Source organism: Microcoleus sp. Pol11C3 (assembly GCF_036701485.1).
GTDB lineage: Bacteria > Cyanobacteriota > Cyanobacteriia > Cyanobacteriales > Microcoleaceae > Microcoleus.
The window spans coordinates 1-14621 of the sequence record NZ_JAUBQW010000061.1 but is presented as its reverse complement, the minus strand read 5'-3'; the positions used below and the strand labels follow the sequence as shown (position 1 = coordinate 14621).

Below are 14621 nucleotides of genomic sequence, written 5' to 3'. Positions count from 1 at the left end.
AGCGCCCCCGTGCCTACCCCTAGAGGGCAACCACGGGGGGTTTGCCCCTACCCATCTCTGGGCCAACTACGGGGGTTTGCCCCTACCCATCGGCCGTCTCTACTTTTGGTTTCCCTCAATGCGATCGCGAAAATCCTTTATAGTCAACTCTAAACCTTTATCTAGCGGAACAGTTGGCTCCCACCCCAACCAATTTTTAGCACGAGTAATATCCGGTTGTCGCTGTTTAGGATCATCTTCCGGCAGCGGTTTAAAAATAATTTCTGCCCCTGGATTAATCGTGTTTTGAATTTTTTGTGCCAGTTCCAATATAGTGTATTCGCCGGGATTCCCCAAATTCATCGGCCCGATTTGGTCGCTATTCATCAAACGAATAAATCCTTCCACCAAATCAGAAACGTAGCAAAAACTACGTGTTTGGGAACCGTCGCCGTATACAGTCAGCGGTTGATTCCGCAAAGCTTGAGCAATAAAATTGCTCACTACTCTGCCGTCATTTTCCAACATCCGGGGGCCGTAGGTATTGAAGATTCGCACCACTCGAATGTCTACCCCATTTTGACGGTGGTAATCAAAAGATAAGGTTTCAGCTACTCGCTTCCCTTCGTCATAACACGATCTGATCCCGATACAATTAACGTTGCCACGATAATCTTCTGTTTGTGGATGTACGTCAGGATCTCCGTACACTTCGGAAGTGGAAGCGAGAAAGAATCTTGCTTTCACCCGTTTAGCCAGCCCCAGCATATTCATCGTGCCGATGACGTTTGTTTTAATTGTCTTGACAGGATTGTACTGATAGTGTATTGGGGAAGCGGGACAAGCCAGATGGTAAATCTGATCTACCTCTAACCGAATCGGTTCCGTGATGTCGTGGCGGATCAGCTCAAAATACGGGTTGTCCAGCCATTTGAGGATATTGCGTTTAGTCCCGGTGTAAAAATTATCCAGACAGACTACCTCGTGTCCTTGGGCCATTAAGCGATCGATTAGGTGGGAACCGAGGAAACCCGCACCGCCTGTGACTAAAATTCTCATTGTGGAAACTGCCGTTCTGTTTAGGGGTAGGACTGGAGTACAAAAATTCAGTCGCTGGAATGAAACTTTCTAATAGAATAGCAAAATTGCGATCGACCATGTAAAGAATTATGCGTCACTTTGATAAAATCTTTAATTAACTTAGCATTTTCAAAGACTTTGAACAAAGTGCTATAATTTGCAAATCTTAGCTAGCAATTTTTATTTAACCTTCAATATTATTTCCGAAAAAATACTGTTGACAAGAGTTTTGTTATTTGTTAATGGTTATTGGTTATTTGAGCACTTCGGTTTGAGGTTGGGCGATGCCCTACGGGATAGCTGCGCTTCACGGGCTTGTTTGAAAAAACAAGGGTCGATTTATCTCAAAAGCAATATGAGAGAAATTATCTCGATTTCGGGAATAGAATGTTCGCTACTTTCCACCCTGGGTTGCACCCGTTCAATTGCCATTCCTGGAGATTCCAGCCAGAAGTAAATCAGGTTGATTATGTAGCCTTTAGTTGTACAGTTTCTCAAGAATCGAGCAAAGTTACGATTGGCTAAAGTTTTCTCGAAGGCGAAATCGGTGCCAGAGTCTGATAAAGTTCGCAGTCTTTCTATCATTAAGCGTCCTGCGAGGAGAGCAAATGACTCTGGATTGAATTGGGAAATTCCGTCCGCGAGCGCATCTGCATTTACCTATTCAAGACCTTGCTGTTATTGTATCTAATCTTTCTGATACAGGCTATACTAATAATAAAGTCAAGACATGGCACTTCCCATTGCCAGCACAACAGGAAATTAAAAAATTTCCGTCAATCGCATCAAAGGCGAAAGTCCTAAAAATTTTACCCATTCTTGAGAAACTTTCCCTGCTTCTCGATAGCGCCAAAAGTCATTATTGATTAGCAATAATTCCTGCTGTTCACAATCAGTCAGAGATCCCAGAGATAAAAATTCAGCAAAAGATCCTCCTGTTTGTCTTTCCAATTTGAGAAGGGGGCGAACGTCATTTAGAGAAAGTTGGCTTGCTTCTAAATTTGGGGTCATGGCTATAGTGCGATCGGCTTTTCCTGTAAAATCTCTTATAGAGGCATTGCTCGTGAGGTACTCCCCAGTCAGCGCCCAATTACCAATTACCAATTACCAATAAACTTGACTATCTGACACACCAATCCTCTAAAGCCATTTGCACCATTCCTTCTACAGTTGCAAAATCTGCACGGGTAACAGGCCTTAATTTTTTGCGAGATTTCATATATTTGCGATAATTGATATAGTAGTCTTCAAAACAGGAAAATATCTCATTAATCTCAGGAGTATTGAGAGGATATTCTAATCTCCAGTCTAAATTTAGTGTACATAATCTTGTATTTAGATCCCAGACTTCATGGGCATGGATAAAATCATCAGTTTCTACAAATATCCCCGCTACTCCCTACGTCCAACATTTTGCGATGGGCTTGCGTGGATTAAAATTAACGGTTGGTAAGAACACTTGCAGAGACAGCTTTCCTGTTGGAAAATTTTCCGACGGAGAGTATAACAAAGCAGCGCATATTTTGTTGCCAATTATTTTACCTTGTTGGTTATATTTGGCAAATTGCAGAGATTTTATCATGCCACTTGCATAGTAGCCACTTAGGATATTAAAATTCATAGTTGAACTGTAAACGAGAATCTTTTGGATGATTTTTAAAATATGTTCTCGCTGGTCGTCCTTAGCTAATAAATAGCCTTGTATAAACGACGGAAGTGAATCAAATAATGAATCCTCTAAGATATCAATTTTAATTCGTGATATTTTTTTCGTGTCTATTTGATTGAAAGTTAAATAATAGTCTTCTCTTGCATCTTTAGTGATTTCAGAGGTTAACAGCAACACTCCTGGCAGCTTACTTTTAGCATAATCGATAGCAGTAAGAGAGAAGTGGGAACCCACAGCCACAAGCAGAAATCCCTAATTAAAATCTACCCTTGAAAATTCCGAACTTTGAGGGCGTTCGCTCATTAGGCTATTTCTGTATCATATCAATTGGTCGATACTGTTTTTGCTGCCTCCTTTTTTTAATTTTACAAGGGCTAATTGACCTAAATTTGTTACACCTAAAATATCCGAGCGGTTTCCCTTATTGATCGAGAGCTGTCTTTTGATAGGTTCTAAGTTTAGCAAGGGTTTTAGATGCAACCAAGTAAATTATTCTAGCAAAGCTTCCGATTTGAATAAAAACTTTCCTTTAAAATATCTCAGTATAAATTATTTCCTTGTGGTTGTTTGTATTAATCGCCGTCAATTCTCCTCTAATTTGCAGCACTTGTCAATATCTGTCGAAATTTAGGGTCATGGCTTTAGTGCGATCAGCTTATCCAGTAAACTATATTATAAAGCCGTTACCATAGGAGTGAAGCCCGTCTGATTAATTTTTAGTTTAAAAAAAATAAGTTAAACCATATTAGGTTCGGGTATTATAATATTATCAACTCTTATCCTAACCACCAAGCCATGCAACTTGAGGACTATTTCAACTTCCTAAGACCTGACGATATTAGGCTCAAAGGTTCCCGCATTGGCATCGAAACCATTCTCTATGAATACCTGTTTCGCGCTCGAACTCCCGAAGAAATCGCTAACATTTATACATCGCTCACCCTCGAACAAGTTTATGCGACAATTTTGTACTACCTGCACAACCAAGAAGCAGTCGGTCAGTACATAACCGAATGGCTAGAATGGGGCGAAAAAATGCGAGAAGAACAACGTCGCAATCCTCCTCCAGTGACTGAAAAACTCCGCAAATTCAAAGCAGAAAGAGATGCAAGGAGAAAAGTGGATGTCAATCCAGTATCTCTTTGATGAAAATGTCTATCCTGCGTATGTTAACCAAATTCGCAGGCGCAATCCCGCTCTGGCTGTTCTAGCAGTGGGAGAACTAACATCACCTTCCAAAGAAAGGCACTCTCGACCAAGAAATTCTTATTTGGTGCGAAATCTACCACTTCATTTTTGTTACCAACAACTGTCGCTCTATGCCAGTTCATTTAACAGAGCATTTAGAGCAAAATGGTCATGTTCCAGGAATCTTTATCCTGAATTCCAAGCTGAGTATCGGTCAAAATATTGAACTACTGCTTCTGATTTATGAAGCATCATTTGATAATGATTACCAAGATAGAATTTACAATTTACCAGTGCTGTAATTTCTCACGCACCTCCAACATTTAGAAAATTCCCCAAAGTCTTAAGGAAAATAAACATACTTTTGCCCCAACTTATGCAAAGAATAGTTAAAAAGACTAACCGCAGCTAAAGTTAAAAACGATGTCACCAGATACCATCGAATCAATTCTTCAAGAAAAACGCCTATTTCCGCCCACCGCTGAATTCTCTCAAAAAGCTCACATCAAAAGCCTAGAAGAGTACCAAGCCCTCTACGACAAAGCCAAAGCTGACCCCCAAGCATTCTGGGCAGAACTCGCTGCCCAAGAATTGCACTGGTTCCAAAACTGGGATACCGTACTCGACTGGCAGCCGCCTTTTGCTAAATGGTTTGTCAACGGTAAAATTAATATTTCTTACAATTGTCTCGATCGCCACTTAACCACTTGGCGCAAAAATAAAGCCGCCCTGATTTGGGAAGGCGAACCCGGAGACTCGCGCACCCTCACCTACGCGCAACTCCACCGCGAAGTCTGCCAAATGGCGAACGTCATCAAAGAATTGGGAGTCCAAAAAGGCGATCGCGTCGGCATTTATATGCCCATGATTCCCGAAGCTGCGATCGCCATGCTAGCCTGCGCCAGAATCGGTGCAGTACACAGCGTTGTTTTTGGCGGTTTTAGTGCAGAAGCTTTGCGCGATCGGCTTAACGACGGCGAAGCAAAACTCGTGATCACCGCTGACGGTGGCTTCCGCAAAGATGCAGCAGTTGGCCTCAAAGAACAAGTAGACAAAGCCCTCGCCAACAACGTCACACCCAGCGTTACCAAAGTTCTCGTCGTCCAGCGTACCAAACAGCAAGTGCACATGGAACCCGGGCGCGATCTTTGGTGGCACGACTTGCAAAAAGACGCCTCCGCCGACTGCCCCGCCGAACCGATGGACAGCGAAGATATGCTGTTCGTACTCTACACTTCGGGAAGTACCGGAAAACCCAAAGGAGTCGTCCACACCACAGGTGGCTACAACCTTTACACCCACATGACAACCAAGTGGATCTTCGACCTCCAAGATACCGATGTCTACTGGTGCACCGCAGACGTAGGCTGGATTACAGGCCACAGTTACATAGTCTACGGCCCGCTTTCCAACGGCGCGACCACAATCATGTACGAAGGTGCGCCCCGCGCGTCCAACCCAGGCTGTTTTTGGGATGTGATCGAAAAATACGGCGTCACCGTTTTCTACACTGCACCCACTGCGATCAGAACATTCATGAAAATGGGCGAACAGTTGCCGAATGCCCGCAATTTGTCATCTTTACGATTGTTAGGAACCGTCGGCGAACCGATTAATCCCGAAGCTTGGATGTGGTATCAGCGCGTAATTGGCAACTCGAATTGTCCGATCGTCGATACTTGGTGGCAAACAGAAACCGGGGGAATTATGATTACCGCTTTGCCCGGTGCAATTCCTACAAAACCCGGTTCTGCAACCCTACCGTTCCCCGGAATTGTGGCTGATGTTGTTGACCAAGATGGCGAACCAGTAACTAACGAAAGTGGCGGTTATTTAGTGGTGAAACATCCTTGGCCGGGAATGATGCGGACGCTTTACAACGATCCCGATCGCTTCCGCCGCACCTATTGGGAATATTTGCACCCGAAAGATGGCGAGTTTGTGTACTTTGCAGGAGACGGCGCGCACAAGGATAAAGACGGTTATTTCTGGGTAATGGGCCGCGTTGACGATGTAATTAATGTCGCTGGACACCGACTCGGCACGATGGAAGTCGAGTCGGCTTTGGTATCGCATCCAGCGGTGGCGGAAGCTGCGGTTGTTGGTAAACCTGATGAGATTAAAGGTGAGGAAATTGTGGCTTTTGTCACGCTGGACAATTCGCAGCAACCTAGCGATGAGTTGGCTAAGGAATTGAAGCAGCACGTTGTTAAGGAAATTGGGGCGATCGCTCGTCCCGGCGAAATTCGATTTACTGATGCTTTACCGAAGACTCGAAGCGGGAAGATTATGCGGCGTTTGCTGCGTTCTTTGGCTGCGGGACAAGAGGTTTCTGGGGATACTTCGACTTTGGAAGACCGGACGGTTTTGGATAAGTTGCGGGGTGGTTCGTAAGGGGATTTTTTTCAGGGCAGCTTCTTAATAGCAGTAAGGTGCACGACCCGGCGCACCTTACTGTTTCTCCTTATGTTATCTTAGATATTTTTACTGTAGCAATGAATTATTTGGCTCATCTATTCTTATCAAAAGGCACGCCAGAATCCCTGATTGGCAACCTCTTAGGAGATTTTGTCAAAGGAACGGCCCTCAACCTTTATCCCGAGGAAATTAGAAAGGGCATCGATTTGCACCGCAAAATAGATAGCTACACGGACTCTCACGCCATAGTGCGATCGAGTAAAAGCCTTATTTCTCCCCAGAGACGCAGGTTTGCTGGAGTTTTGATAGACGTGTTTTACGACCACTTCTTGGCTAAAAATTGGTTGGAATATTCAGAAATTCCACTCCAGGATTTTTCTCGCCATGTCTATAAAGTCCTGCAAGACAATCGCGATATATTGCCTGAATCTCTCCAGCGCCTGCTGCCAACAATAATTGCCCGCGACTTGCTTTCATCTTATCAGGAAATTGCCGAAATCGGCATCACTCTTACAAGAATGTCTGCCCGAATCAAGCGGACAAATAACTTGGCAAGCGGCATAGAAGATTTGACAGCTAACTATCAGCGCTTAGAATCGGATTTTCGGAATTTTTTTCCAGATTTGATAAAATACGCGACAGTTGACAAATATTAATACAAACAACAAAAATTACAGTTGCTATTAATAGCGAACTCGTGTATAATTCAACCGATACCTGCATGAAATCTCAAATGCAACAGGGTTCAAAATATGGCAACCAGAATTCCGAACCTGCAAATAACTAAAGTAGTTGATGGCGACAGCATCAAAATTTTTCTCAACGGCAAAACCGAGTCTCTGCGCCTGATTTGCGTCGATACAGAAGAAAGTCATTCGGGAGGCTCTAAACCTGTAACTGCGGCGGGGAAAGCAGCTTCAGAAATGGCTAAAAAATATTTCGCTACAGCAGATGGCGGACTTGCTAAAATTGACATAGAATTTGATACAGATGACCCACTAGAAATTGCGGTAGAAAAATACCGCGATAACTACGGCCGCCTACTTTGTTATGTACACAAAGGTGAAGAAAATTACAACCTAAAACTGATTCAAGAAGGCTGGAGTCCCTACTTTGTGAAATACGGGCGATCGAGATTGTATCACCGCCAAATGACTGAGGCAGAATCGGCAGCAAAAGCTTACAATCTGGTGATTTGGAATCCGATTACCAATGCCAAAATTCCCTCTCGCAACTATGCTAATTTACTGCCTTGGTGGTCGATGCGCGCCTCAATTGTTGAAGAGTTTCGGTTGTCGGAAGCAACGGCAGGAGCGCTTTCTTTGAGGTTGGACTACCCGAAAATATTAGCGGCTTCTGAGAGAGCTAAATCTATTACTATTTTCTGCGATTTGCAGGCGGGAATTAATAAATGGATCGACGGTAATGCTCTGATTTATGCCGGTTCGGTTTATCATAAATTAGATTTGTGGATACCAGATGCTGAAACTGATGAAAGAGCTCCCTTGAAGCGGCTAATCGAGAAGCGTTATGCGGGTCTGGGACGGGGATATGTGTATGTCAGTGGGAAGGTAGAACAGTACAAAGGGAAGCCTCAAATAGTTTTGAAGGATATCAAACAACTTTCAGACTTTCCCCGATAATATTTAAACTCAAGTTAATTTTATCAATCCTTTTTACTACATATAATTTTCCTAGGAAGTAAGATCGCGCAAATAGAGGGCGATCCTAAAAAACGATCGCCCTCTATTCAGCTATGATATTTTATTTATCAAGAGATGCAGGAACATTTATTGCTGCATTGAAGGAGTATCAAAAAATCGACATCCTAATGGATTTGTGCGTGCAGATTGCTTTTGAGGAGTTGTTATAGGAGGACGAGAGTTAAGAGATGTGCTATTCAATTCTGAGACGGTAAAAGATTTAGAAATGTTAGGATTTTTCCAGAAAGGGCTGGCAGAAGTGTTAGCAAGATTTGGTGAATCGGTAATTGTAATATCCTGTGTTGCATTTACATTTGTCTGCGATTTGACAGTGGTTTGTGCCTGACAGGGATAGGCAGTAATAGCAGAAATTACAGCAAAGCTTAGAAACCAAAGATAGCCCGTTGATTTAATCATATTTATCTAAACCTAAACTTAAAGAACTATTAGTAATGCTCCTGATAATAGATTAAGTTAGGAAAACTTATATTTCAAGCGTGTTTATGCGTATTTTTTTAAACTTAATAATTAGGTATTTGTATGTAGGAAAAAAAGACAAAAAGGGGGAAATGACTACTAAATGTAAAGTTGCAGTAAAGATAGCGGGTTTTTACTGAGAAAAAATTTTAGGAAATCCCGCTGGGGTTTTAATCACTGTCTGCTGACGGAAGAACACCTTTCTCGCTTAACAGGCAGGAGGCCGGTTCCACAAAATTAAATTTTCTTGTGGGCCGTTCCTCTGTGCCGAGTGCACCAAAATTGTTTGCAATTGGCGCTCTACTAAACCCAGCCCCACAGGATTAAACTCTTAAAAGGAGAATGAAGTTCTCAATACACCAACTGCGATCGGGTCGCTATCGGGAGTGTGACCGGGTTGAAAAATCAAGATCAATCCAGGAGTGACGCTGATATTATCATTCACCTGCCAGCGGTAGAATGCCTCTACATGAGTAGTCGTTCCGGGTTGCCCGCCCGATCGCCCTAAACCCGTATCTAAAAAATCAGGAACGTTATTGCCTGTAGGTAAATTGCTGCTAACAATTTTAGGCGGTTGCCCGATATAAATTCCTCCTAAATTTCCGGCTTTAAACAAATCGGGGAAATTTACAAAAACCATATAATTTGTAGTGGCTACCGTACCAGATTTACCGGGAATGCGAGAATTAGTATAACCAGCCCAACCTCCCAGAGAAACTCGCGATGAAATGCGCCAATTTAAACTTGCTCCAACTGCATTTGTTTGCAGAGAAGCGGATTTATTGGTGTTAGGATTGATAGCAGTTAGTTGGCTATCTCCCGCCAAACTAATCAGATTACCGTTCGGCGAATAATCGTTAACGTAATAGATAGTAAAATCGACTGGATCGGCAGGTGTCAGAGTTAGTTGTACACCCAATGTATTGTGTCCTCTCGACCCGTTAGAATTGACAAAAAATCCCGAAATATTAGTTGAATAAACTGCTTGCAAACTGGCTCGATTGGCAAATTGCCAGTCAACGCCTATGCCGCCTAAACCCAAACCAGTGTTCAAAATAGGGTTTCTTTGAGCGAAGGTAGAAAGGGGACCCGAAGCTGCACTTTCTGCCCGATTCGGCCCTCGAAAACCGGTTATCATGTTAACTCCTGCTGTTCCTGCAAACACTGCCAATTTGTCGCCGACCAGAAAGCGGTAGTTGAGGTCGCTAATAGTTAATCCAGTAGTTTCTCCTAAATTATAAGCAAGGTTTACGTCTTCGGTTAATTGTGGTGAATTGCTTCCGTTCTGGTTGTAAAAACCGATTAATAAGTTACTGCGAGGACTAAATTGAGTGGTTAAGTAGAATTGATTTAAGTTAATGGTGTTGACATTTGTACCGGGGTCTTTCGTATCTCTTTTGCCGTCTCTGGGAGTCCGATCCGCACGGTTGGGTGTGCGCCCTTGTATGCCAAAAATTGTGAATCCCGACAGCTTAGTTGTGGTCGAAAATTGATTAGCTTCTAGTTCGCTAGTTCGCGCTTCTAGCACATCCACTCTGCCTCGTATTGTGGCAAGTTCGGCGGCAAATTCTTCTTGCAATTTTTGCAGTTTTATTAAGTCGTCTCGCTTAGCTAGACTTTCAGTTGATTTGGCGATGGACTCCCGGATTTCATCTAAACAAGCATTGACTCCGGCTGCAAATTCATAGCGCGTTATAGCGCGGTTTCCGCGATAGGTTCCGTCGGGGTATCCAGCTATGCAGCCGTATTTTTCTACTAAGGATTGCAGTGCTTGAAATGCCCAGTCTGTGGGCTGTACGTCGCTGAGTTGCGAAACTGATGTAACTTGTTCTATTGAGTTTTCATCCTGGTAAACTAATGGGGGATTTTCTAATTTATTTTCTTCAACTAACGGAGGTATTTCTGCGGGCTGCGTTTCGCTGGCTTCGGATAGGTGAGTTTCTATCTCACTCGCGATAGGTACGGGTGGCTCGGATGCGGGGTTTATCGGTGAAGTTTCATCTACATTGTCAGATTTTTCGACTAATTTGCGATCGAGATTACGATCAAAATTCTCCGGTAGATTATTTGTCGGTGCGGGTAATTGATACCATTCATTAACTGGATCTTCTGAATTTGCACTATTTGCTGTTGTTTCAGGATCTGTCGTTTCTGCTAAGGCTGGAATGCTGGATAATGCCTGCAATCCGAATCCTAGTATTAAGCTGCTAAGGATTTTCCAAATTGGTCGATCGCACTTGTGATTTTTCATTTAATTATACTTTGTGAGCAAAAGCCAAAAAAGTGAGAAAAAGGGCGATTTCCTACGGGATAGCTACGCTTCACGCACTATTCTAGATGAAGGGCGATCGTAAATTCCGTTTCTTCTCCCAAAACTGACGAACAAGTCAAACTGCCACCCTCGGTTTATTCAACTATGTGACGCCTGATTGACAATCCGGTTCCCGTCCCTTTCCTAACAGACTTTGTAGTGAATGAATAGTCAAAAATATGCGATATTATTTCCTCAGACATTCCGGTGCCATTGTCTTTGATTTTAATCTAAAAATCTAGCTCTAGAGCGGATTATTCAGTAATAATACTCATGAGGTTGGGTGCGGATATAATAGATGCAAAAATACGCCTTTGCTTAGCTTATTTTAAAGCATCGAGCGCTTTTTCCAGTACCATTCATAAACACCTGATTCAGTTACAATAGCATTTAAGCAAACTAATCTAGCAATTATTTTTAATAAGTTGAATAGGCGGACGGTTATTATTTGCTTTCAAACGGTGCTGCAAAATCATCAAAGTGTTATCAATTCCTTCCCGGATATCGGCTAACACTTTATCCTCGCTGTCTGAACGGTAAAAAGTGCGGAGCAAGTTATGGGTTAACATCGTTAGCAGGGAAACACGATCGATTTTTTTAGTCATAGCCAACTTTTTTAAGTTCTGTATCATTAAGGTTGACAAAACCAAAATATTAAGTATATTTAAGTTATTTAAACCAGTTAATCCTATAATACTCTCATCGCAAATGTGTAGCTGCCAATAGCTGCGACATCCATCCAAACTCCATAAAATTAAAAGCTATGTGCCAATTACTGGGAATGAACTGTAATGTTCCGACAGATATTTGCTTTTCTTTTGAGGGTTTTTCTGCAAGGGGGGGCAGAACAGACGTTCATCAAGACGGTTGGGGAATTGCTTTCTTTGAAGGTTTGGGATGTCGCCTTTTTATAGACTCTAAACCTGCTATTGCTTCTCCGGTGGCAGAAGTAGTGCGTCGCTATCCCATTCATTCAACTAACGTCATTGCTCACATCCGCAAAGCTACGCAAGGCGAAATTGCTCTGGAAAACTGCCACCCTTTTATTCGAGAACTTTGGGGACGTTATTGGGTATTTGCTCACAACGGAAATCTCGAAAACTTTGATCCAGAATGTGCCGGAGTTTACAAACCTGTTGGCAAAACTGACAGCGAAAAAGCATTCTGTTTGATATTAGAAAAGCTGCGCTCTACTTTTCCTCACAGTAAGCCTGCGATAGCGGAAATTTACCCGGTACTGGAGGAAGTTACTAAAAGTTTGGCAGAACACGGAATTTTTAATTATTTACTTTCCGATGGAGAACACTTGTTCACCCACTGTTCTACTAATCTGCATTATATTGTGCGACAAGCACCTTTTGCTAGCGCTCACTCGATCGACGAAGATGTAACAGTCGATTTTCGGGAATTGACCAACGAGGACGATCGCGTGGCTGTTATTGCCACTTTTCCGCTGACTGATAACGAAGTTTGGACGCAAATTCAACCTGGAGAATTGCTGGTATTTCAGGATGGTTTGCCTGTCTATTTTGGGTCGCTGGAGTTAAGTTAAATGAGCGCTACGAAGCGGCTGTAAAATCTGTTTATTGTCGCATTCCCGGCTCGTGAAATGCCAACACAATATCTTCCATCGCACTGCGCGAATTGCGATCGCATCAAATCCCTGATTCCGTAAAAGCTAGGTTCAAATCATCAATCAACCCCAATTGTTTGGTCCACTCTGTTAAGTAACCCCGATCTAAATTCTCAGATTGGACTTTCAGAATTCCCAAAATATCATTCCATTGTTTTTGAGACTGAGACTGTTGCCGCCAGAGCAGTTTTGCCAACACAATATCTTCAGGAGAAGCAACCCAAAATTGTTCTAGACCAGCTTCGTCAAGCGCTTCTAATCGTCGTCTTGCCATTTTTGAGCGATCGAATTCAGTATTAGAATTCAGCACAATATCAGCATTCAATACTAAAGTCATGTGAGTGACGCTCAACACCATCCCTCTACCCTCTTGAATATCTTTTACCGAACCCGGAGGGCAGTAAAAACCAGCCGTTTCTAGTGCTTCAACTAATTGAAAAATATTGTCCCGGAGCAATTCAATTACTAAATCTAAATCGCGTGTTGTTCTCGGGTCGCCATAGACAGAAGCGGCAACGCCTCCTGTAATATAATAAGAGACACCTAATGTTTCAAAAATTGGGTGCAACAGTCTAGCAATTTCGCTGGGGTCTTGCGTCCACATAGAGGGCTCACTGGTGGGGGTTAAAATTGGCAACCACTTGCTACCTAATATCGATCGAGCAAATCGCTCTTTGTAGGTTGAGGGACAAGCTTTTTTCATGCCGCGCAAGCTAACAGTTTTTGCCCAACGATTTAATTTTGCCCCCATTTGCCACCGTTGGGAATTTGTGAGTTGCCGCAGTAGGTAAAAATCAATTGCATCAGCTTCAGGAGTTTTATCATCCGACTGGGGACGGTATCCAGGTTTGATGGATATTTCCGGTATGGATTGAATCATTTTGCTTGTTGATTTCCCTAATTCTATACATGATATCAGTTAACAAGCCTCACTGTAGGTCGGTCTGCACTTGTTGGCGATCGCAAATAACTTCCAGGTAGCGTGGGAACTGCTACAATGTTTCCCAACAGATCGAAGAACTCAACGCTATAACCTGTTTCTAGTCCTTCAACGTGATACTGTTCTACAACCGTACCCATATCGTCGGCATCGAGTCCTTCTTCTGGAAGGTTGCACAGCAAGATGACATCTGAATAAAGTTCGATCGATACTGTTGATTTTCCCATAGTGCTGACTTTATGAAGGTAACTATGCAATACGATTAACCCAGGCTTCAGGCTTCTGGTCAATGATTCAATTTCTGTTATTGCTAGACAGACTGTAAAACAGTATTGTCGATTCAGGTCTGTTCAAAGATTTCGTCAATTTTACATTGAATAGCAGTGTACGCTTCTTCCTTTGTTGCCAACCATTCTCCTAGTAGTATTGCTGCTATACTGTCATCACCGTAAGCTTCCCTGAAGTTGGGATAACTGTAACAGAGAGTATTTACTGCTAAAGCACTCCAATCTTGATCGATTGAATCCAGAGAAACTAGGATAGTCCAGCCACGATAATGCCCCATGTGATTTTCGGAAAATAATTCATTTTGTCCAACCTCATATAATTTATCTTCTGGCCAGATTTCGGGAGGCAATTGTTCATAGATTTCTGTGCTAATAATGGTAGCAGCTTGGTAATTGTTGAGAGCTTCTTCCGTTTCACCACAGATCGACATACAGGCTCGTTGATAGAGGAATCCATTCGGGATTCTCAATTGATAGGTCTGCGTTTGTGGGTCATAATTATGAATTGCTATTTCTTTCCCCTCAAAAAGCTTTCGATCTAAAGGATGTTTGGCAAATGGATTAAAGAGAACATGACAACCATCAAGCAATGTTTCTTGATAATTTGGTCTTTCTGCATAAAAACGTTCAACTCCTGTTTCAGTCTCCGATTCAATTGCTCTAGAGCCATAGAATATGACTGGATATTTTCCTTCGCCAGCAAGGGCACGAACCTTGCAAATAGTTGCTCGATTATTAAAAATAATGGCGCTTACATCCGCCATATTTTCATTTGTAAATAAGCCTAAATCAATTTCCGAATTTGGGTTTTTCTGTACTTGGTATTTTCGAGATTCCCCTACAACAAACAATTCTCCTTGGCTCTTCAGAACTTGTGGTGATAAGTTTATCTAATCAAGTGCTAAAATGTTTAATGTTTTTGAGTGGTTAAATCTG

At 42.6% G+C, this 14621-nt stretch carries 17 protein-coding genes; 6 read left to right on the top strand and 11 right to left on the bottom strand.

The genetic code is table 11. The features are described 5' to 3' along the window. Positions 1 to 99 precede the first annotated feature (99 nt). The 4 genes from QUA40_RS15350 to QUA40_RS15335 all read right to left on the bottom strand — a co-directional run bounded on the left by QUA40_RS15350 (position 100) and on the right by QUA40_RS15335 (position 2968). The gene (locus tag QUA40_RS15350) at positions 100 to 1038 is read right to left on the bottom strand and encodes a UDP-glucuronic acid decarboxylase family protein (RefSeq protein ID WP_333127236.1); all 939 of its coding nucleotides are present in this window, start codon (positions 1036 to 1038) and stop codon (positions 100 to 102) included. Between the two features lie 360 nt (positions 1039 to 1398). After that, complete coding sequence (locus QUA40_RS15345; protein ID WP_333127234.1) at positions 1399 to 1644, bottom strand: hypothetical protein; 246 nt, start codon at positions 1642 to 1644, stop codon at positions 1399 to 1401. Positions 1645 to 1821: 177 nt separating this feature from the next. Beyond that, a complete protein-coding gene (locus QUA40_RS15340) occupies positions 1822 to 2163 on the bottom strand; it encodes a hypothetical protein (protein WP_333127233.1) in 342 nt (113 codons plus the stop codon). Positions 2164 to 2458: 295 nt separating this feature from the next. Further along, positions 2459 to 2968, bottom strand: a complete 510-nt coding sequence (locus tag QUA40_RS15335; protein WP_333127232.1) for a hypothetical protein — start codon at positions 2966 to 2968, stop codon at positions 2459 to 2461. A gap of 555 nt (positions 2969 to 3523) precedes the next feature. Between QUA40_RS15335 and QUA40_RS15330 the strand changes: the two genes are divergently transcribed. The 5 genes from QUA40_RS15330 to QUA40_RS15310 all read left to right on the top strand — a co-directional run bounded on the left by QUA40_RS15330 (position 3524) and on the right by QUA40_RS15310 (position 7977). Then, positions 3524 to 3874: a DUF433 domain-containing protein gene (locus QUA40_RS15330; RefSeq protein ID WP_333127231.1), complete on the top strand. Its 351-nt coding sequence runs from the start codon at positions 3524 to 3526 to the stop codon at positions 3872 to 3874. A 173-nt stretch (positions 3875 to 4047) separates the two neighbouring features. Then, positions 4048 to 4218, top strand: a complete 171-nt coding sequence (locus tag QUA40_RS15325; protein ID WP_333127229.1) for a hypothetical protein — start codon at positions 4048 to 4050, stop codon at positions 4216 to 4218. A gap of 121 nt (positions 4219 to 4339) precedes the next feature. Further along, positions 4340 to 6310, top strand: a complete 1971-nt coding sequence (acs, locus tag QUA40_RS15320) for an acetate--CoA ligase (RefSeq protein WP_333127227.1) — start codon at positions 4340 to 4342, stop codon at positions 6308 to 6310. 101 nt (positions 6311 to 6411) lie between these two features. Further along, the gene (locus tag QUA40_RS15315; RefSeq protein ID WP_333127226.1) at positions 6412 to 6990 is read left to right on the top strand and encodes an ACP phosphodiesterase; all 579 of its coding nucleotides are present in this window, start codon (positions 6412 to 6414) and stop codon (positions 6988 to 6990) included. A 96-nt stretch (positions 6991 to 7086) separates the two neighbouring features. Then, positions 7087 to 7977 carry a thermonuclease family protein gene (locus QUA40_RS15310; protein ID WP_333127224.1) on the top strand — a complete coding sequence of 297 codons (891 nt, stop codon included), beginning with the start codon at positions 7087 to 7089 and terminating at the stop codon, positions 7975 to 7977. 147 nt (positions 7978 to 8124) lie between these two features. On the opposite strand, the gene QUA40_RS15305 is transcribed toward QUA40_RS15310, so the two are convergent. The 4 genes from QUA40_RS15305 to QUA40_RS15295 all read right to left on the bottom strand — a co-directional run bounded on the left by QUA40_RS15305 (position 8125) and on the right by QUA40_RS15295 (position 11430). Next, entirely contained in the window at positions 8125 to 8454 is a 330-nt protein-coding gene (locus QUA40_RS15305) for a hypothetical protein (protein ID WP_333127222.1), read from the bottom strand. A gap of 391 nt (positions 8455 to 8845) precedes the next feature. Further along, positions 8846 to 10765 carry an iron uptake porin gene (locus QUA40_RS15300; RefSeq protein ID WP_333127220.1) on the bottom strand — a complete coding sequence of 640 codons (1920 nt, stop codon included), beginning with the start codon at positions 10763 to 10765 and terminating at the stop codon, positions 8846 to 8848. 155 nt (positions 10766 to 10920) lie between these two features. Then, positions 10921 to 11049, bottom strand: a complete 129-nt coding sequence (locus QUA40_RS29025; RefSeq protein WP_445301153.1) for an ATP-binding protein — start codon at positions 11047 to 11049, stop codon at positions 10921 to 10923. A gap of 180 nt (positions 11050 to 11229) precedes the next feature. Then, positions 11230 to 11430, bottom strand: coding sequence for a hypothetical protein (locus QUA40_RS15295; RefSeq protein ID WP_333127218.1), 201 nt, complete (start codon positions 11428 to 11430; stop codon positions 11230 to 11232). Positions 11431 to 11588: 158 nt separating this feature from the next. Here QUA40_RS15295 and QUA40_RS15290 point away from each other — a divergent pair, with 158 nt between their 5' ends. Next, positions 11589 to 12377, top strand: coding sequence for a class II glutamine amidotransferase (locus QUA40_RS15290; protein WP_333127216.1), 789 nt, complete (start codon positions 11589 to 11591; stop codon positions 12375 to 12377). Positions 12378 to 12480: 103 nt separating this feature from the next. Here the strand turns inward: QUA40_RS15290 and QUA40_RS15285 are convergent, their stop codons facing one another. From QUA40_RS15285 to QUA40_RS15275, 3 genes are all read right to left on the bottom strand, one after another. Further along, complete coding sequence (locus QUA40_RS15285; protein WP_333127214.1) at positions 12481 to 13338, bottom strand: hypothetical protein; 858 nt, start codon at positions 13336 to 13338, stop codon at positions 12481 to 12483. Positions 13339 to 13373: 35 nt separating this feature from the next. After that, positions 13374 to 13625: a DUF4926 domain-containing protein gene (locus tag QUA40_RS15280; protein WP_333127212.1), complete on the bottom strand. Its 252-nt coding sequence runs from the start codon at positions 13623 to 13625 to the stop codon at positions 13374 to 13376. Between the two features lie 113 nt (positions 13626 to 13738). Beyond that, entirely contained in the window at positions 13739 to 14536 is a 798-nt protein-coding gene (locus QUA40_RS15275; RefSeq protein WP_333127210.1) for a hypothetical protein, read from the bottom strand. Positions 14537 to 14621 lie beyond the last annotated feature (85 nt).

Coding starts and splice junctions, on each gene's coding strand:
- QUA40_RS15315 (WP_333127226.1), top strand. CDS start 6,412: ATGAATTATTTGGCTCATCTATTCTTATCAAAAGGCACGCCAGAATCC.
- QUA40_RS15300 (WP_333127220.1), bottom strand. CDS start 10,765: ATGAAAAATCACAAGTGCGATCGACCAATTTGGAAAATCCTTAGCAGC.
- QUA40_RS15310 (WP_333127224.1), top strand. CDS start 7,087: ATGGCAACCAGAATTCCGAACCTGCAAATAACTAAAGTAGTTGATGGC.
- QUA40_RS15290 (WP_333127216.1), top strand. CDS start 11,589: ATGTGCCAATTACTGGGAATGAACTGTAATGTTCCGACAGATATTTGC.
- QUA40_RS15330 (WP_333127231.1), top strand. CDS start 3,524: ATGCAACTTGAGGACTATTTCAACTTCCTAAGACCTGACGATATTAGG.
- QUA40_RS15280 (WP_333127212.1), bottom strand. CDS start 13,625: ATGGGAAAATCAACAGTATCGATCGAACTTTATTCAGATGTCATCTTG.
- QUA40_RS15345 (WP_333127234.1), bottom strand. CDS start 1,644: ATGATAGAAAGACTGCGAACTTTATCAGACTCTGGCACCGATTTCGCC.
- QUA40_RS15295 (WP_333127218.1), bottom strand. CDS start 11,430: ATGACTAAAAAAATCGATCGTGTTTCCCTGCTAACGATGTTAACCCAT.
- QUA40_RS15350 (WP_333127236.1), bottom strand. CDS start 1,038: ATGAGAATTTTAGTCACAGGCGGTGCGGGTTTCCTCGGTTCCCACCTA.
- QUA40_RS15325 (WP_333127229.1), top strand. CDS start 4,048: ATGCCAGTTCATTTAACAGAGCATTTAGAGCAAAATGGTCATGTTCCA.
- QUA40_RS15305 (WP_333127222.1), bottom strand. CDS start 8,454: ATGATTAAATCAACGGGCTATCTTTGGTTTCTAAGCTTTGCTGTAATT.
- QUA40_RS15285 (WP_333127214.1), bottom strand. CDS start 13,338: ATGATTCAATCCATACCGGAAATATCCATCAAACCTGGATACCGTCCC.
- acs (WP_333127227.1), top strand. CDS start 4,340: ATGTCACCAGATACCATCGAATCAATTCTTCAAGAAAAACGCCTATTT.